This window comes from Roseburia hominis A2-183 (genome assembly GCF_000225345.1).
GTDB classification, from domain to species: domain Bacteria; phylum Bacillota; class Clostridia; order Lachnospirales; family Lachnospiraceae; genus Roseburia; species Roseburia hominis.
On record NC_015977.1, the window covers coordinates 2524717 to 2543500 of the forward strand.

General features: G+C 47.3%; 18 protein-coding genes. 4 read left to right on the forward strand and 14 right to left on the reverse strand.

Going from position 1 to position 18784, the window contains the following annotated elements:
- Window position 1: 1 nt before the first annotated feature.
- From RHOM_RS11295 to RHOM_RS11315, 5 genes are all read right to left on the reverse strand, one after another.
- A complete protein-coding gene (locus tag RHOM_RS11295) occupies window positions 2-748 on the reverse strand; it encodes a J domain-containing protein (RefSeq protein ID WP_014080439.1) in 747 nt (248 codons plus the stop codon).
- A 6-nt stretch (window positions 749-754) separates the two neighbouring features.
- A complete protein-coding gene (locus RHOM_RS11300) occupies window positions 755-2590 on the reverse strand; it encodes a molecular chaperone HscC (RefSeq protein WP_158307319.1) in 1836 nt (611 codons plus the stop codon).
- Window positions 2591-2763: 173 nt separating this feature from the next.
- Complete coding sequence (hisS, locus tag RHOM_RS11305; protein ID WP_014080441.1) at window positions 2764-4014, reverse strand: histidine--tRNA ligase; 1251 nt, start codon at window positions 4012-4014, stop codon at window positions 2764-2766.
- 111 nt (window positions 4015-4125) lie between these two features.
- Complete coding sequence (locus tag RHOM_RS11310; RefSeq protein ID WP_014080442.1) at window positions 4126-5271, reverse strand: sensor histidine kinase; 1146 nt, start codon at window positions 5269-5271, stop codon at window positions 4126-4128.
- Window positions 5268-5948, reverse strand: coding sequence for a response regulator transcription factor (locus RHOM_RS11315; RefSeq protein ID WP_014080443.1), 681 nt, complete (start codon window positions 5946-5948; stop codon window positions 5268-5270). The genes RHOM_RS11310 and RHOM_RS11315 overlap by 4 nt, the downstream gene beginning before the upstream one ends.
- Before the next feature lie 108 nt (window positions 5949-6056).
- Here RHOM_RS11315 and RHOM_RS11320 point away from each other — a divergent pair, with 108 nt between their 5' ends.
- The 3 genes from RHOM_RS11320 to RHOM_RS11330 are packed head-to-tail and all read left to right on the forward strand — an operon-like array spanning window position 6057 to window position 8038.
- Window positions 6057-6194, forward strand: coding sequence for a CD1871A family CXXC motif-containing protein (locus RHOM_RS11320; protein ID WP_014080444.1), 138 nt, complete (start codon window positions 6057-6059; stop codon window positions 6192-6194).
- Window positions 6187-7080 (forward strand): 4Fe-4S binding protein, encoded by an 894-nt coding sequence (locus RHOM_RS11325; protein WP_014080445.1) that lies wholly within the window; start codon window positions 6187-6189, stop codon window positions 7078-7080. Before RHOM_RS11320 ends, RHOM_RS11325 begins: the two co-directional genes overlap by 8 nt.
- Before the next feature lie 46 nt (window positions 7081-7126).
- On the forward strand, window positions 7127-8038 hold the full coding sequence (locus RHOM_RS11330) for a TlpA family protein disulfide reductase (protein WP_014080446.1): 912 nt from the start codon (window positions 7127-7129) through the stop codon (window positions 8036-8038).
- A 238-nt stretch (window positions 8039-8276) separates the two neighbouring features.
- Here RHOM_RS11330 and RHOM_RS11335 read toward each other — a convergent pair whose 3' ends face one another.
- The 8 genes from RHOM_RS11335 to RHOM_RS11370 all read right to left on the reverse strand — a co-directional run bounded on the left by RHOM_RS11335 (window position 8277) and on the right by RHOM_RS11370 (window position 16641).
- Window positions 8277-8813 carry a BUD32 family EKC/KEOPS complex subunit gene (locus RHOM_RS11335; protein ID WP_014080447.1) on the reverse strand — a complete coding sequence of 179 codons (537 nt, stop codon included), beginning with the start codon at window positions 8811-8813 and terminating at the stop codon, window positions 8277-8279.
- 472 nt (window positions 8814-9285) lie between these two features.
- A complete protein-coding gene (hemZ, locus tag RHOM_RS11340; protein WP_014080448.1) occupies window positions 9286-10758 on the reverse strand; it encodes a coproporphyrinogen dehydrogenase HemZ in 1473 nt (490 codons plus the stop codon).
- 167 nt (window positions 10759-10925) lie between these two features.
- Window positions 10926-11555, reverse strand: coding sequence for an MBL fold metallo-hydrolase (locus RHOM_RS11345; RefSeq protein WP_014080449.1), 630 nt, complete (start codon window positions 11553-11555; stop codon window positions 10926-10928).
- Between the two features lie 31 nt (window positions 11556-11586).
- Window positions 11587-13953 (reverse strand): RelA/SpoT family protein, encoded by a 2367-nt coding sequence (locus tag RHOM_RS11350; RefSeq protein WP_014080450.1) that lies wholly within the window; start codon window positions 13951-13953, stop codon window positions 11587-11589.
- A 55-nt stretch (window positions 13954-14008) separates the two neighbouring features.
- A complete protein-coding gene (locus RHOM_RS11355; protein ID WP_014080451.1) occupies window positions 14009-14887 on the reverse strand; it encodes a GNAT family N-acetyltransferase in 879 nt (292 codons plus the stop codon).
- Entirely contained in the window at window positions 14881-15084 is a 204-nt protein-coding gene (locus RHOM_RS11360) for a helix-turn-helix transcriptional regulator (protein ID WP_014080452.1), read from the reverse strand. The genes RHOM_RS11355 and RHOM_RS11360 overlap by 7 nt, the downstream gene beginning before the upstream one ends.
- Window positions 15085-15127: 43 nt before the next feature.
- A complete protein-coding gene (locus RHOM_RS11365) occupies window positions 15128-15613 on the reverse strand; it encodes a hypothetical protein (protein WP_014080453.1) in 486 nt (161 codons plus the stop codon).
- A 98-nt stretch (window positions 15614-15711) separates the two neighbouring features.
- A complete protein-coding gene (locus RHOM_RS11370) occupies window positions 15712-16641 on the reverse strand; it encodes a C39 family peptidase (protein ID WP_014080454.1) in 930 nt (309 codons plus the stop codon).
- 214 nt (window positions 16642-16855) lie between these two features.
- On the opposite strand from RHOM_RS11370, the gene RHOM_RS11375 reads away from it, so the two are divergent.
- Entirely contained in the window at window positions 16856-17374 is a 519-nt protein-coding gene (locus RHOM_RS11375; protein WP_014080455.1) for a peptidylprolyl isomerase, read from the forward strand.
- Window positions 17375-17451: 77 nt separating this feature from the next.
- Here the strand turns inward: RHOM_RS11375 and serS are convergent, their stop codons facing one another.
- Entirely contained in the window at window positions 17452-18741 is a 1290-nt protein-coding gene (gene serS, locus RHOM_RS11380; RefSeq protein ID WP_014080456.1) for a serine--tRNA ligase, read from the reverse strand.
- Window positions 18742-18784: the final 43 nt, after the last annotated feature.

Consider the following 18784-nt stretch of genomic DNA (forward strand, 5'->3'; position numbering starts at 1 on the left):
TCTAAATAATTCTGACAAACACTCCGATAAGCACGAACACAAGGATCGTCAATCCAAATCCACGCAGCGTTATCTTTGTTCTCCGTAACGGATCTTTCAGTGCCTCCTCCAGACAAATCCTCTCAAGTTCATCCAGCACACGCCATAATTCCGGATAATCACGACTGTTAAACTCATATTTTATGTCTTCCACGCGTCTGCCTATGTAGCGGCATGCTTCCTCCGACCACTCCTGTGCCCTCACATGTTCACCAACTTGTCTCCAGAACTCTGGTTCTTTGTACAGGGTAATCGCCAACTCCGATTGCAGGAACTCTTCCCAGCGTTTCTTCTGGGTTCCTTCCCCCTGCAATGTGAGACCTCGCAGCCGCTCCGGCAACTCCTCTGTCAGCATTTTCCTGCTTCTCTCCTGTCCGGCACGAATGCGTGCAAAATACTCCTGCCATTGTGCTTCTGTCTCATCGGTTTCAGGCTGTCCGTTTTCCTTCTCCAGCGCCGCGTCCCGCTCTCTTATACCTTCCCGTGCCACCGGTTTCACCGGACTCGGAACCGTCCTGCTTCCGTTCAGGTCACTTTCTTTCTCTTGTCTTTTCGCGTATTGAATGGCGCGCTGGTAAGCATCGTGAAGCACTGCCCACTCCTCTGGCTTTTCCTCCCTGTGACAACTCTTTACTCTGGCAGCATACACTTTTTTGATCTGTTTTTGATCTGTAGTCTGGGAAATTCCCAGTATCTCCCATATTGTCATATTCTTCTAGCTGGTCAGATGTCCGCCCCTCCACAATTCATATTCCTGTTCCTCTTTGCGGTAATCCGCCTGATCCTGCGCATCGACCGCCTGCTTACTACTCTCATACCACCGGGAAAAACCGTCTGCTGTTCCCTCAAATGCCGTCTCCTGCAGACACTGCTCCTCCACATAGTCCAGAAACAGATTCAGCTGTTTTCTGCCCTTGTTGATGGAGAGGACATCCTGTCTTCCCAGATAATAATTAAAATACTGTACACGACTATCAATCTGTTCCCGGATATATCCCGTTGTCTCACGATGCAGCTTTTCAGCACGCGCAAGCACCAGCCTGTTTTCCTCAAGATCTCTCGGATGAATCTTCAGTTTATTCAACTGCTCCAGTCTTTTTTTCAGTTCCTCTTCTGATAGTTTGATCTTATCATTCCGGATCACCAGCTGTTTTTCCTGTCCTGTCGATACGACGTGCACATCTACCACCAGAATTCCATTGATATCGTAGGTATAACGCACCCGCACCTTCTCTTTTCCTTCCGGTCCGACAGGAACCGGAACCGTGATGCTTCCCAACAGCAGATTGTCCTCCGCGTACATTGCTTCCCCCTGGTATACTTTAAACCTCATTTTGGTCTGCCTGTCATGTGCCGTCGTCATAATAGTCTCCCTGCTGACCGGGAGCGCCATGTTCCTCTCAATCAGCACATCACAGAGATCACGGTTCGGATCTGCTTCGTTGTATTGGGACACGCTGAGAGAAAACGGACAGATATCCGTAAGAAGCATATCGCGAATATCCGCATTGCGTTCCTTGATGCCTGCATACACTCCTGCGCCGAGCGCAATCATATAATCCGGGCTGACAACCGCAATATCCGTGCGCTGCAACAGATAATTCAAATACTTTTGCACCACCGGCATTTTACAGGACCCTCCAACAAGCACTACCGCATCTACTTCTCTGGCACTCTTCTGCCCGTCCGACAACACACGCCGGATCGGTTGTGCCATCCGTTCAAACAGCGGCTCCGCCTGCAGGATCAGCTCCTTTCTGGAGACCTCCATCCGATATTCTCTCCCAGCAAGTGTCACACACATCTGTGCAGTCTCCTGACCGGTCAGTTCAAACTTACAGTTTTCCGCACGTTCCAACACAATTGCCGCATCCTCAGCTGAGAAGCGGTTTTCAGAAAGTCCGCACGACTTCCAGAACATATCTGCAATCAACCGGTCAAAATCACTGCCGCCGAGATGATTGTCTCCGCTGACCGCCAGAATCTCCACAATGTTATCAAAACACTCTACTAATGACACATCGAGCGTTCCCCCTCCAAAATCAAACACCAGCATGACGGCATCCTCCATCTGGCTTCGGCACTGATAATATAACGATGCAGCCGAAGGTTCATTAATGATGCGCTCCACATGAAATCCTGCCAGTTCCCCCGCATTTTTTGTTGCATTTCTTGCAAGATCGTTAAAATATGCCGGTACACTGATGACCGCTTCCGTAATCTCCTCCCCCAGATAATGCTCCGCGTCTTCCTTTAATCTTTTTAACACAAGCGCGGAAAGTTCCTCCGGACGGTATTTTTTTCCGGCGAGCGAATATATCTTTTCCGTTCCCATAAATCGTTTAAAAACGCTTACTGTATCCTCCGGGTGTGTAACCAGACGCTCCTTTGCAATTTTTCCCACGTACACCGTGCCATCTTTGCCTATACTAACTACGCTAGGCGTCAGATAGTCTCCAAACGCATTCGGAATCAGATGACTCTCTCCATTTTCCCACACTGCCGCCGCACTGTTTGTCGTTCCAAGATCAATACCGATAATTCTTCCCATATGCCCTCCATCTGCAAGCTGTTTCTCTTTTTTTACTTTATACCGTTCGTAATCTCCTTTAAGAAACGTGCACATCCACGCGAAGCTTTTTTATGTAATAGAAACGAAGTTTCCCATTATGTAAAAAACGCCATAGATCATCCTATGGCGTTCTCTGTCAGATCATTTCCGGATCAGTCTTTGTAAAACTCGACAATGTCCTTGTAGCCCTCGGCTGTCAGCTTCTCTTTCTGGAACTTCTTGTTCTTGTTCATGCGCACGACAAGCACCTGCTTCCCAGCAACACGCTCCTCCTGTGCCCTGGCGATCACTTTCGATACCTGCTCCGAGGTACAGCCTTTTTCAATGAGGTATGCTACCTTCGGGCGCTGCATCGGCACGGTGAAACCGCTCTCCATCAGAAGAAGAATGATGCGCTCAAAGCCGATGGAGAATCCGCACGCCGGAACGTCATTTCCGGTGAACTTGCCGACCATCTTGTCGTAACGTCCGCCGCCGCCGCACGCTGCTCCCAGCTCCGGCATTGCGATCTCAAAAATCGTTCCTGTATAATAGCTCATTCCGCGTACGAGCGTCGGATCGAATACCATCTTAAAGTCGGCTGTTTTTGCCGCCTCCACACTGTCGATGATCTCCTGAAGATTCTGCTCCACCTCCGGCTCCAAAAAGCCCTGTAAAGTGTCTGCCAGATATTTGATACCGTTCTGTGCCTTGGATACGCCCTCAAACAGCGCCAGATACTTGTCAATCGACTCCTTCGCATAGCCTTCCTTGGCAAGTTCTTCCGCCACGCCGTCAAGACCGATCTTGTCCATCTTGTCCAGAATAATGAATACGGTATCGAATTCTTCCTCCGGGAAACCGCTGTACGCTGCCATGGCCTTTAAGATGCGGCGCTCATTGATGCGGATCTCAAAATTCTTGAATCCGAGTCTGCCGATCGTCGTTGTCGTTGCAAGGATCAGCTCGATCTCCGCGAGATTGCTCGGCTCACCGATAATATCAATATCACACTGCATAAACTGGCGGTAACGTCCGCGCTGCGGGCGGTCTGCACGCCACACACTGCCCATCTGCAGTGCCTTGAACGGGGACGGGAGATCATTGGCGTTGTTCGCATAGAAACGGACTAACGGCACCGTCAGATCGTAGCGCATTCCAAAATCGACCAGATCCGCCTCTTCCTTTGCCTCTGCGATCTTTAACTTCTCACCGCGCTTCATCACTTTGAAGATCAGCTTCTCGTTCTCGCCGCCCTGCTTATTGCTCAGATTTGCAATGTTCTCCATACAAGGTGTCTCAATCGGTGTGAATCCAAAACTGCGGTAGGTCTCCTTGATGACCTGCTGCACGTAATCCCGGATCTGCATCTCCTCCGGTAAAATATCTTTCATGCCGTTGACCGGCTTCTTGCTTAATGCCATGAGCGTTCCTCCATTTTCTGCCTTATATCCTCCGATTATTATACGTTTTGTATTCCTGCACGTCAAGCATCAAGGACCATGCAATCATTTATCACAAATATGATCCTGTCATTAAAAAATCACTTCAAAAACTGTGCCCCCAGACGGATTGTCCCTGATTACAATATTGCCATCATGCACTCTCACAATTTCATAAACCAGCGCAAGTCCAAGGCCTACTCCCCCCAGTTCCCTGCTTCTGGATTTATCCACACGAAAGAATGGTTCAAATACCCGTTTTCTGAGTTCCTCTGGAATTCCGCTTCCTGTATCCTCTACGGAAAGAAAAACATGTTTTTCTTTCCACTCCGCCATCACAACAACCTGTCCACCCGGACGATTGTATTTTATAGCATTCTCAACAAGATTATATACCAGCCTGTAAATAAGGATATCACTTCCCACCATAGTTACATCCTTACATTTTCCAATAAGCCTTATATTTTTCTCCATTGCAAGTGGTTCCAGATCCGTCAGGACCTCTTCTACAAGTGCATCAACCATGATTTTTTCATCACGTACCACAATCTGAAGTTCACTCATATCCAGAAGAATCTTTACCATCCTGCTGAGTCTTTCGTTCTGCTCCGTCATCATGGCAATTGTCTTTTCCGCACATTCGTCATTGCCCGGGTGCTCCATCGAATTATATAAATCAAGCTGTACCTGCATCAGCGACAACGGTGTACGAAACTCATGTGCGGCATTTGCCGTAAATTGCCTCTGTACCTCAAATGCTTCTGAGAGGCGTTCCAGCATCTTGTTGTAAGAAACACTGAGCCGGTTTAATTCCTTAACTTCATTCTCTTCTATCCTCGAATCTGCCAGATTTTGTGCCTGCACTTTCTCAATTTTATCTGAAAAATTTCTAAGCGGTTTAAGTACATGTCCGCTTAGAAAATATGTGGCAACACCTCCAAGAAGCGCAAGCAGTGTAGAGAACAGCAAGCTTCTTTTTTTATAATCTGCTTTGTTGTTATATACCTGAATGGAAAAATCATCTGCAAAATCATCCCATTTATCATCTGGAATATTAATATATATTTCATCAGCCTCCTCACTGTTGTCCTCATCACTCTGGGCATCAACAGTATCCTGCAGCAAATCAATATAATACACACCGTTCTTATATACAAACAGGGTAAGGCATCCACATATGACTGCAATAAACAATGTAGTTATGATCGTAAGCCTCCACTGAAGTGACATTTTTTTCATTGTTCTGATTCCTCTCGCATCTTATAACCCTCACCAACCTTGTTCACAATCGGATCATATCCCAGCACTGCCTTAAGTTTTTTTCTGAGAGAAGACATATGTACCCTGATAGCTCCGCTAAAACTATCCACAGATGCATCCCATACATGCTCTATCAGTTCTTCCTGGCTTACCGGTCTGCCCTGATTAAGAAGCAGATATTCCAAAATTCCACTTTCTTTTCTGGTCAAAGGCACCCTCTCTTCTTTTGCATATGCCTCGCGCTTTTTTGTATCGAACCTTATGTCCCCATTGTTCAGGCAAACATCTCTCTGTACAAATTTACGTCTTGTCAGGCTTCTGATCCGCGCCTCAAGCTCCTGCAGATGAAATGGTTTTTCCATGTAATCATTGGCTCCTGCATCCAGCCCTTCCACTTTATCCGCTATCTGGCTTCGCGCAGACAGAATCAGCACCTTTGTCTCCTCATTCTCCCGCCTGAGTTCCCTTAGAATATCCATTCCATCTATGCCCGGTAAATTCAGGTCAAGCACAATGAGATCATATTCCTCCGTCAGGACATATTCAAGCGCCTCGCTTCCATTATAAGAGGTATCCACCTCATAGCCCGCATCATACAGACTTTTTGCAATTGTATCACACAATTCTTTTTCATCTTCAACAATCAATAATCTCAAAATATTTCTCCCGCTTCTTAACAAGGATTTTACATCCACTATTGTATAATACTACTGTCAGCTGGTCAACAAAGACAATAACAGCAAACGAAAGGAGTAATCTGTCTGATGCGGAAAAGAATATCACAGTTCGCTTTATTCATCACCGGTACACTTATGATCGGTTATGGTGCAATCAGAGGCGAAGCAGCTACCGTGCTTGGCAAAGCAATTAAATTATGTCTGGAGTGTGTGGGAATTGGATAAAAAAACAACTATACGATCAAAAAAAGTAGCCCGGGTACGCGGGTGGATTCAGGCAGCTGCCACATTGCTTACCAATATTCATATTCCAAATTTATTTAAAGGAAAAATATATCAGGGAAATGCCAAAACAGTATGTGTGCCGGGATTAAACTGTTATTCCTGCCCTGCAGCTGCAGGCGCCTGCCCAATTGGAGCTTTTCAGGCAGTCGTCGGATCCTCAAATTTTAAATTTTCGTACTACATAACCGGCTTTTTCATTCTGCTCGGTGTGACACTTGGAAGATTTATATGTGGATTTTTATGTCCTTTTGGATGGTTTCAGGATCTGCTTCATAAAATCCCCGGGAAAAAATTTTCTACGGCCAGGCTAAAGCCTTTGAGATACCTGAAGTACATCATTCTTATCGTTTTCGTTATAGCACTGCCGATGCTTGTGACGAACTCCATAGGAATGGGGGATCCGTTTTTCTGTAAATACATATGTCCACAGGGCGTTTTGGAGGGTGCCATACCTCTGTCCCTCGGGAATTCCGCCATACGATCTGCACTTGGCAGGCTGTTTTCTTTTAAATGCCTTATTTTAATTACTGTTATTGTCTTAAGTATTTTGTTTTACAGACCTTTTTGCAAATGGCTTTGTCCCCTTGGTGCAATTTATTCACTTTTTAATAAAATATCCTTTCTCAACATCAAGGTCGAAAACAGTAAATGTGTCGGATGCGGTCTGTGTACAGGTGCATGCAAAATGGATGTCGATGTCCGTAAGACTCCAAATCATCCGGAATGTATACGATGCGGCGCCTGTATGAAAGCCTGTCCAAAGGATGCAATCCATTACCAGTTTATGGAAAAAACATGTAGCAGCAATCTCAATAACCAGCAATAGCCAGCCGGCAGCTATTTAATTCTTATCAATTAAAGGAGTATTTATCATGAAAACAAAAAGAAACATTATCGCACTTTTTACACTCTGTACCGCATTATCAATCACCGGATGTGCCGGGCAGGAGACTTCAAAAACAGAGAACACGCAGAATACTGCTGCTGTATCCGCCAGCGAATCATCTGCCGATGACTCCAATGCAGCGCTTGATGATTTATATCAGCAGGAAAACCAGATCTTTGCAGATCATAAAGATGTATGGGACAAGGTTTTTGGCATGATGAATAAAAGTACTGCTGATCCAGATGGAAATTATGCTGATTATCTTGCTGATACTGTCGAAGCAAACAAGACTTCGTTTACAGACAGCGAGTTAAAAACTCTTACCGATGATATTAAGACCATTCGTAAAATCGAAGAACAGATCACTGAAATTGAAAGCCAAAATGCTGTATCCGATACTTCCGGCGCCAAAAATGATTCCGATGATACAGCCCCTTTCCAGAATTTCTCCGGAAAAGATTTTGATGGCAATGCCGTTGATCAGAATTTGTTTTCCGGGAATGCCGTAACTGTCATAAATTTCTGGTTTACCGGCTGTAAGCCTTGTGTTGCTGAATTATCTAAACTTAACGAATTAAATGACGCTATTAAATCAATGGGGGGCGAAGTTATTGGTATTAACACCGAAACTTTTGATGAAAATGAAGCTGCTATAAAAGAAGCAAAAAAAATCCTTGAAAGCCAGGGCGCCGCTTATCGCAATCTTTCCATTGACTCTGATTCAGCCGCCGGTAAATATGCTGCTGATATTATGGCATTTCCAACAACAATTTTAGTCGATAGAAATGGTAATATAATAGGCGAACCTATGCTCGGCGGAATCGATAACCAGGACAACTATGATGCTTTGATGAAGCAGATCCAGTCTGTGATTGATGCTGACAGCGCAAACAAGTAAATTCTGACATTCTGTAGCATCAATGACCATTCACAAATGCGAAAAAGGACATTTCTAAGTAATTAGAAATGTCCTTTGGGATACTCCCGAGAATACTATCCCAGCAGATAGCACTCTCCCCTCTGAATCAATTCTGTTCTTCATCCAGCCATTCTTTTAGCTTTTTCTGTAACAGTTTATTATCTGGCAAATATAATTTATACTCTTTTGCATAAATTTCTCCTTCAACTTCCGAGTATCATGAATGTTCTTTCACATACTGCAAAAATTCCGGTGTCTTTGACCAGTATTTTACACCCCAGTTTTCAAAATTCCATTCTTCCATGTAATCATTGCACTCGAAATCAACATAATATATTTCTTCGTTATTTACAACAAAATTCGTTGGAAAATAATCAATATTTGTATTGGCAGCATATAACAGCGCACACATTCTATGCAATTGCTCGATATAGTCAGTTTTCATCTTGTCTTCTAAAACCAACTGATAAATCGTGTCGCCGTCAATAAACTCCTTCAAAATGCGTTCATTTTTCACATCTGCTTCAAGCATGGCAGGCATCTTTATTCCGATCTCTTTCAATTTCTTGTAATCCCTGATTTCTGCCTCAAGCTTGTTTCCGAACTGATAATAATCACAAGGTTCATGATGTATCTGCTTCAAAACATACCTGTTATTTCCAGACTCTGCCAAATAAGAATATCCACCTTTTCCCTTTCCTAGCAATTTAATTATTGTATAGCTTTTCCCATTTACGGTCATTTCTTTATTCATGTGTTTTCTCCTTTGTTCTACATCACATTGATTACTGATTTGTAATATTCTGCTTCAATATTACAATAGAAATATAGTTTTCACAAAGGTTAAACGTGTAACCCGCCACAAAATTCTCATTCGATTTTTGTGATATTTCCCCATATTTCAAATTTTCTGGAATGTCATGAAACTCTTCCTGAAAAATTTCAATAATGAAATTCTCTCTGAAATCACGAAAACTCAGGTGTTACTTCTTTCCAAAGAAGGTATTGTAGACACTTCTTTCATTGGCTCATTTTGCTCCTAACGCTGTGTTATTCATGTTCTTTTTCTCCTAGAATAATTGACTATAACAGAAAAGGACGAACTCATCTGCTAAAATGAATTCGTCCTTTAAGGCACAGTTATTAGGTTGTTTCAATACATCTCACAGGTTATTCCGTATTATTGGATACTTTTTTGATGTACTATTTCAGGATGAATAACCCTTTTATTCTTCTGCAAAAAGCTTCTGCTTCCGCTGTATCATCTCATCAATCCTTGCGATATACTGCGCTACATCCTTGACATTCTCGGCACGTTCAATCCGGTGCGTGCCATCCGGATTCGGCTCTGTCCAGACACGTTTTGTCGAAGCTCCCGCTCCGCATGCCACAATGGTCTGTTTCTCCTCCATAATCAGCACATTGTACACGCCCGCCATGCCCTCTTTTGCATAGCCGACGTTCTCCAGATTGCCCGCCATACCTTTCTGCCGGTACAGATAATATGGAAAAAGCCCCATCTGCGCCGCACAGTCCGCAACCAGATCCATGTGCTCCTGCGTGTTGATGATCTTGTAATCCTTATAATCTTCCTTGAACATATTCAGCCGCGCTGCCCGCTTGAGTGCCAGCGAATGTACGGTCAGATTGTCCGGTGCAAGCTCTGCCACCTGCTCCATCGTCCGGCGCACATCGTCCAGTGTCTCTTCCGGAAGTCCCATTATCAGATCCATGTTGATATTGTCAAACCCGAGTTCTCTTGCCATGTGAAAACTCTCCACCGTCTGCTCCACCGTGTGATGTCTGCCGATCAGCTTTAATGTCTCCTGCTTCATGGTCTGCGGATTGATCGAGATGCGCGAAATTCCATGCTGTCTCAACACCTTCAGCTTTTCGTATGTAATGCTGTCCGGTCTTCCCGCTTCCACCGTGAATTCCAGGCAGTCTGATAAATCAAAACTGCATTTAATTTTCCGAATCAGTCTGTCCAGCTGATAAGGTTCTAACGTCGTCGGTGTACCGCCACCGATGTAAATGGAATTTAAATGTCTGCCCGCAAACTTCACCGCCGCAAACTCAATCTCCCGCTCCAGCGCATCCAGGTAGGAATCCACACGCTTCGCCCACGATGCAATCGGATAGGAGGTAAACGAGCAATACAGACAGGTCGTCGGACAGAACGGTATCCCGATATACAGGCTGTACCCGTTGTCATAATCGATCTTGGAAAGCAGGGAGAGCTCCCTCTCTGCAATGTCTGTCGCAAGGCAGATCTTCTCATCCGACGCAAAATAAGTCTGCTTCATATACGTATAGATCTCGTCCCGGCTTTTTCCCTCTTCGAGCAACTTCATCGGAATCTTGGTCGGCCGGATTCCCGTGAGCGTTCCCCACGGCAGATACTGACCGGTCGCATCCGACAGAAGCGCATACAGATTCTGTTTCAGCCGGTTCTTCGTCTCCGGGCGGTCTAAAGGATCGACTGCAAAGGTACGCTCCACCGCAGGCGCCGTCTCTCCCTGCTGCCAGCGCAGCGTTATCGCATCGTCCGTGTACTCCACATGCATGCGGGATGTCACCGGCTCGTCATACTCCTTCTTTTCCGCGGATACTCCGACGTATTCCGACGGATAAAATGCCTTGATGAGTGAATGGATATCGTACTCAAATTCCGGTTGATTCAATGTTACTTCTATCATATCTGACTCTTTTCTAAACTAAATATTATATCATCTTTTTGCGCTGCTTTCTGCGCATCCGAAGTTCCGCAGGAACTTCTAATATGAATCCGATAGGATTCATTATATCATATGCGTCTTTGCTTCGGCAAAAGTCCGGAAAACCTCTGGTTTCCCGGATCATACGCTTACAGATATGGATTGTATCTGCGCTCTGTTCCGATCGTCGTGGTGTCATTATGTCCGGTGTAGACGGTCACTTCATCCGGAAGCGGCAGTAACTTCTCCTTGATGCCGCGAATCAGCGCCGAAGCGCTCCCCTTCGGAAAATCCGTCCTTCCGACCGACTGGGCGAACAGCGTATCCCCGGAAAAAAGGGCGTCCTGATAGGCAAAATAATAACAGCAGCCACCCACCGTGTGTCCCGGTGTAAACAATACCCGGATATGGAATCCCGCGAGATCAAACTCCTGCTCATCCTTCAGAAATACATCCGCGCGATAGGTCGTCTCCGCTCCCGTCCATCCGCTCAGATTCAGCTTTGGATCATCGAGGGTCTCTCTCTCATGCTCCTCGGCATAGACCTTGATACCAAAATGCGCTGCGACTTCCGCAGCGCCCCCGGCATGGTCAAAATGTCCATGTGTCAATAAAATTGCAACAGGATTTAACTTTTCTTCCTCTATGATCCGTATCAGACGATCCGCATTTGCCCCCGGATCAATCAGAATCATCTCTTTCGTCTCATCATTGACCGCGAAATAGCAGTTCGTCTGCACCGGTCCTACCACATACTGTTCTACCTTAAGAGGCGCCATCTTTTTCCCTCCGTCTGCCTTTCCTGCTTCATCAGCCTGTCGTTCTCACAATATCAATCACGCTGTCGATCTGGCGCAGCTTATCAATCACGCTGCCCAGCTCCTCTCTGCCCTTCGTGCTGAAGGACACATCGATCGTCGCCACGCCCTGTTTGCTCGTCTTGGAGTGGATCGCATCAATATCGATCTCACGCTCCGTGAACACTCTCGTGATGTCGACCAGAAGTCCGGTACGGTTGTTACCAAAAATCTTGATCTCCGCGCGATACAGACCATTGCTGCCGTCCTGACCGTCATGCTGCCATTCCGCATCGATCAGACGCTCCTTCTCCATATCTGACAAGTTGATGATATTGACGCAATCAGTTCTGTGGATGGACACGCCGCGTCCCCTCGTCACAAAACCCACGATCTCATCTCCCGGCACCGGGCTGCAGCACTTGGAAAAATGAACAGCGACATCGTAAAGTCCCTTGACAATGATTCCGCTCTTGGAGCGCTTCGCCGACTCCGGATTCTTGTTCTCGGAACCGATGGTCTCAAGAACCTCCTCGTCCGTGATCCGCGCCAGATGATCCCGCTTATATTCCTCGTACATCTTATTGACAATCTGGCCTTCCTTTAAGCCGCCGTGTCCAATGGTCGCCAGACAGGAATTCCAGTCATGGAAACCATATTTTCTCAGCACTTTCTCCTGGTATTCCGGCTTGTTGATGTCTGCAAAGTTGATTCCCTTCGCCTTGCAGGACGCCACGAGAAGCTCCTTGCCGCGCGTAATATTTTCTTCCTTCAGCTCACTGCGGAACCACTGGTTGATCTTATTCTTCGCCTGGGTACTCTTTACGATGTTCAGCCAGTCACGGCTTGGTCCCTTGGAGTTCTGCGAAGTGATAATCTCGATCCGGTCACCGTTCTGGATGACATAATCGATCGGAACCAGCTTTCCGTTGGCTTTTGCACCGATCATTTTGTTGCCGACCGCGGAGTGAATGCTGTACGCAAAATCAATCGGCGTCGACCCGTTCGGCAGGTTCTTGACATCGCCGGTCGGTGTAAAGCAGAATACCGTGTCCGAAAAAAGATCCAGATCACTCTTTAAAAGGCTCATGAACTCCTTATTATCAGACATGTCGCGCTGCCACTCCAAGATCTGGCGCAGCCAGCTTAACTTCTCCTCCTCCGTGACAGTCATCGGCACTGCCGCGCCGCCGTTGTTGCTCGCTTCCTTATATTTCCAGTGCGCCGCTATACCGTATTCCGCTGTCCGGTGCATCTCATAGGTACGGATCTGGATCTCAAACGGCTGTCCGGTCGGTCCGATTAACGTCGTATGAAGCGACTGGTACATGTTCGGCTTCGGCATCGCGATATAATCCTTAAAACGGCCCGGGATCGGCTTGTACATCTCGTGAATCACACCAAGCGCCGCATAGCAGTCCTTGACAGAATCCACGATGATGCGGATGGCGAACAGATCATAGATCTGGTCGAGCGTTTTATCCTGATTCACCATCTTCTTATAAATGCTGAAAAAATGCTTCGCGCGTCCCTCAATCTCTGCCACGATTCCCGCCGCCTTGATATGCGCGCGCACTTCCTCCACGAGCGACTGCACGTAGTCGTCGCGCACACTCTTGCGCTGGTCAATCTGACGCACAAGGTCGTAGTATGCCTCCGGCTCCAGATACTTTAACGAGAGATCGTCAAGTTCAATCTTGATCTTTGAAATACCGAGCCGCTGTGCAATCGGGCAGTAGATCTCCTGCGTCTCACGCGCGATGCGGATCTGTGCCTCCTTGGACTGGTACTTTAAGGTACGCATATTGTGAAGCCGGTCTGCAAGCTTGATTAAAATAACCCGGATATCCTTTGCCATGGCGAGGAACATCTTGCGCAGGTTCTCTGCCTGCATCTCTAAGCGCTCCGCAGAGCGGTCCTTCTGGTCGTGATTATGGCTGTTGTCCGTAAGATGCAGATGGCGCAACTTCGTCACGCCGTCCACGAGAAGCAGCACTTCCTCGCTGAACTCCTCCTTGATCTCATCCGCCGTCATGACCGTGTCCTCAAGCACATCATGGAGCAGACCTGCCGCGATCGTCTCCTTGTCAAGCTCCAGCTCCGCTAAAATGATCGCCACGCACAGCGGATGCACAATATACGGCTCACCAGATTTGCGCGTCTGTCCCTCATGCGCGTCCCGCGCCACATGATACGCCTTTTCAATAAGAGAAATGTCTGCGGAAGGGTGATATTTGCGCACACTGGCGATCAGCTCATGATACAAATCCTCCGGACTCTCAAACTCCTTCATTGGCTTGATACTGCGGTCCTCTTCCTTTACCAGTTTTTCCAAATGCTCACGCTCAAGTTCTTTTTCTTTCTGAGAGTAATCTGCCATGTGCCTCACCCACTTCATCCATGATAATTTTTATTTCAATATTATATTTTATTTCCTAATAAAATGCAACTTTGTATTTTCTCATCTGTTTTCCATCTATCTGCACCGTTTCACAGTAATGAAAGCCCAGCTTTTGCGCCAGATGCTCCGATACTACGTTCCCCTCCTCGATCAGACAACTGACCGACGGCAGCATGAGTTCCTCCTTTACATAGGTAAGAATCGCACTGCATACCTCCGTCGCATAGCCCTGTCTCTGCCACGGCACACCGATCGCATAACCGAGCTCCAGCTCTCCGCCCAGCTCCTCCCGGTGTTCCACGCCGGCGCGCCCGATCAGCTCTCCGGTATTCCTGTCGCACACGATCCACATGCCGTATCCGTAGAACCGGTACATCTGCTCGATATACGCCTGCTGATATTCCCGCTCCTCCTCATACGGATACAGCGGCTCCATGTAGTCCGTCATTCCTTTCCCGGCATACAGTTCAAACAGTGCATCTAAGTATTCCATGGAAAATTCCTTCACGATGCAGCGCGGCGTTTTTAAAATGATCCACGGAATACGATGATGTCTCTCATAGACATGCTGTAAAAAAGATCCGTCGATCTCCTCCATCCCTTCCGCATACATATCCGCCGGAGACGTCACTTCCATCTCCCCGGCGGTCTCTTCTCTCTGCGTCCTTCCATCCTCCGGCATCAAATAGCAAAGCGCAGCCATCCCGATCCGCTGTGCCTCGCTTAGTTCCTTCGCATCTTCCGAGACCAAAATTGCCTTTTCCGCAAGCGCCCCTTCCTGAATGTGTTTCTTCGCGCTGTCCCATTCCAAAACGTTCCGCCCACATTCCCGCTCTGTTCTCAGATTCTCCAGCAGCATGTCACGCTCTGTCTTTGGCAGCTTTCCAATTAAAATATATTCTAACTTTAACATTCTTCCTCTTCCCAGAAAATTTCATCCAGCGTTTTGTCCAGCTCCCTGCATATCGCAATGCACAGCCGGATTGTGGGATTATAATCTCCCTTCTCGATGGCATTGATCGTCTGTCTCGACACTCCCACCTTCTCGGCGAGCGCCTGCTGGGACAGATCCTTTGCCGCGCGCGCCGCTTTTAACCTGAGATTTTTCATTCAGCTTTTTCCTCCGACAGATCCCGCTTCTCCCGGCTTCTTTTTAATAAAAAAAAACAATTTCAAAGACAATAAACATCACTGCAAACACCAGATTCACCGCGCCAAATCCCAGTTTTCCGTCCGCAAACAGCGTTCCGATCCGCTGGTTATTTTCCGCGATTCCAAGATTGCACAGTGCCAGCACTCCAAACAGCAGATGTACGCTCCACGGCTTCTGGTTCAGGTTCATATAAGCATCGTTCCAGATACAATATACGCCGAACACAAGCAGTGCCAGACCAATTCCCAGATAATTTCCCATCGTATAGTCGCACCAGGACGGCGCTTCTTTCATATACAATGCCCCATATACCAGTTCATACAACAGCAGCATCAGAAAACCGTACCGGCAGGCGCGGTCGCGCGTCTGATACTGCCGCTCATCATAGTCAGCCTCCCTGCGTCCCCGTTTCTTCACCCAGCAGATAATTCCTACCGCCGCCAGCCCTGCCACAATCCCAAGCAGATACGCCACATTTTCTTTCATCTTCCAATCCTCCTGTTTCATTTCCTGTCACACAGTCCTGATAGTTTCTGATTTCTTCTTTTATGGTAGCATCTGCTTTACAATATGTCAAATATATATTACATTCCTCCCCATGCATCCGTAATCCCGTCATGCATCCACTGATTCTGTTCCTCCGCATAATCCTGTACCAGAAGATACTGATACTGGCTGACGGTTTTTAATGCGTCATACACGTAGCGCAGCGGAATCCAGGAGCGGTTGCCGTCCGGATCCGCCGGATCCCCGAGGAACACCTGATCTGACGACGCATCGTAAAGGCTGATCGACACATAATGCCCTCCCGTCTTCTTCCAGTAGGTATCATCGTCCCTGCTGGAAACCAGAACCACCGCCATCTGTGACGCCGTGATCTCCTGCTGGAACTGCTCATAGCTTTCCGGTTTTGTGTTCAGGGTACAGTCAAAACCGCTTTTTCGCAATGTAACTTTCATATCCGCCCAGCCGATTGCCCCGATCTTCCGCGATGGTGCATAGCCGGACACCTGCCTCGCATATTCGTACATGTCCCACGGAGAACAGGTATACTCCGTAAGCGTGCAGTAGATATTTGCCATACAGCACAGACCGCATCCGAAATTGCCGAAGTAATTGCCTCTGACATACTGGTTCGACCACTCCCCCGACCATGCCCGTCCCTCTGTCCAGGACTTCGGTCCCTGTAAAAATGTGTAGACGCCCTGTTCCGGATGTGCCGCCTCCTCCGCTGCCCGCTCTGCTGCTTTCGCAAGAATCTCCTGGTTGTCCGACAAAATTGCCATCTCATTCGCGCGAAATTCTGCAAGAATTCCTGCATATAGTGGTGTCTGCACCTGACCATCAGTTCCCGTCTCCTCATATTTCTGCCCGCCATGGCGCATTTTCCACTCAGATCCGTCATTTTTCCCAGAGACAGCCGCACTGCAAAATAACGCCACGCATAATATCAGTGCAATCATTCCCTGCATAAGTTCCTTTTGTTTATTCTTGATTATATTTTTCATATTCATTTGCAATTTTTCCTTCAAAATAGCATTCCTGAATCTACCTAATGTTACACTCTTCCTGCCTGCAGGGCAAGACTTTTTCGGAAATTCCATCGTTTCTCTTTACGAATCCGCTCTTTTTCGCTACAATAGTGCCGTAGAGGCGGCGGATGACTGCTGTCACAGCAGGCTGCTTCTTATTTCACCCGCCCGCATACAGGGCAGAAAGAGGTATACTATGTCAAACCCAATCGTTACTATCGAGATGGAAAATGGCGATATCATGAAGGCAGAGCTCTATCCTGAGATCGCACCAAATACGGTAAACAATTTTATCAGCCTGATCCAGAAAGGCTACTATGACGGACTGATCTTCCACCGCGTCATCAACGGCTTTATGATTCAGGGCGGCTGTCCGGACGGAACCGGCATGGGCGGCCCAGGCTACGATATCAAGGGCGAATTTTCCCAGAACGGTTTCAAAAATGACTTAAAGCACACAGAGGGCGTTCTTTCCATGGCAAGAGCCATGCATCCGGATTCCGCCGGAAGCCAGTTCTTCATCATGCATAAGACTTCCCCGCATCTGGACGGCGCATACGCTGCATTCGGCAAGATCACCGAAGGCATGGACGTAGTCAACAAGATCGCAGAGACTGCAACCGACTATAGCGACCGCCCGCTCGCTCCGCAGGTCATGAAAAAAGTGACTGTCGAAACGTTCGGTGTGGAGTATCCGGAACCAGAGAAGTGCTAATGCAATTCTCCGAAGTGCAAATAAATAACACAAAAAAAACGGTCTGCCCTATCCGGCAGACCGTTTTTTGTGCATATTTATTTTACCGGAATCAGCTTCTCCTTGCCTCCGACATACGGACGCAGTGCTACCGGAACATTGACGCTTCCGTCTGCGTTGAGGTTGTTCTCTAAGAACGCGATCAACATTCTAGGCGGCGCAACCACCGTGTTGTTCAAGGTATGTGCAAAATACTTGCTGCCATCCTTGCCCTTTACACGGATCTTTAATCTTCTCGCCTGTGCATCGCCGAGGTTTGAACAGCTTCCAACCTCGAAATACTTCTTCTGTCTCGGAGACCATGCCTCAACATCGCAGGACTTCACTTTCAGATCTGCCAGGTCGCCGGAGCAGCACTCCAGGGTACGAACCGGGATATCCAGGCTTCTGAACAGGTCAACCGTGTTCTGCCACAGTTTATCGTACCACATCTTGGACTCTTCCGGCTTGCAGACTACGATCATCTCCTGCTTCTCAAACTGGTGAATACGATAAACACCGCGCTCCTCGATGCCGTGTGCGCCTTTCTCCTTGCGGAAGCATGGAGAGTAGGATGTCAGTGTATATGGCAGCTTCTCCTCATCGTTGATTGTATCGATGAACTTACCGATCATGGAATGCTCGGAGGTACCAATCAGATAAAGGTCCTCGCCCTCGATCTTGTACATCATGGCATCCATCTCATCAAAACTCATAACGCCCGTCACAACATTGCTGCGGATCATAAACGGCGGCACCACGTAGGTAAAACCGCGGTCGATCATGAAATCTCTCGCGTAGGAGAGCACTGCGGAGTGTACACGCGCAATATCGCCCATCAGATAATAAAATCCGTTTCCTGCCACCTTGCCTGCAGCATCCAGATCAATGCCGTTAAAACGCTCCATGATCTCGGTGTGATACGGGATCTCAAAATCCGGAACAACCGGCTCGCCAAACTTCTCGATCTCCACATTGCAGGAATCATCCTTGCCGATCGGTACGGACGGATCAATGATGTTCGGGATCGTCATCATGATCTTGGTGACTTTCTCCTGAAGTTCCTTTTCTTTTTCCTCTAATTCTGCCAGACGGGCAGCTCCCTCTGCAACCTGTGTCTTGACAGCCTCAGCCTCGTCCTTTTTGCCCTGACCCATCAGTTTACCGATCTCTTTGGACAGCTGGTTTCTCTTTGCTCGAAGATCGTCTGCTTCCTGCTGTGTCTTGCGCGCCTCGGCATCGAGTTCAATTACCTCATCCACAAGCGGAAGCTTGTGATCCTGGAATTTGTTCTTAATGTTCTGCTTTACAACCTCCGGGTTCTCTCTCAAAAACTTCAGATCGATCATGTCATTTCCTCCTAAATTCTTCTGTTCTATCCGCACAGGAACA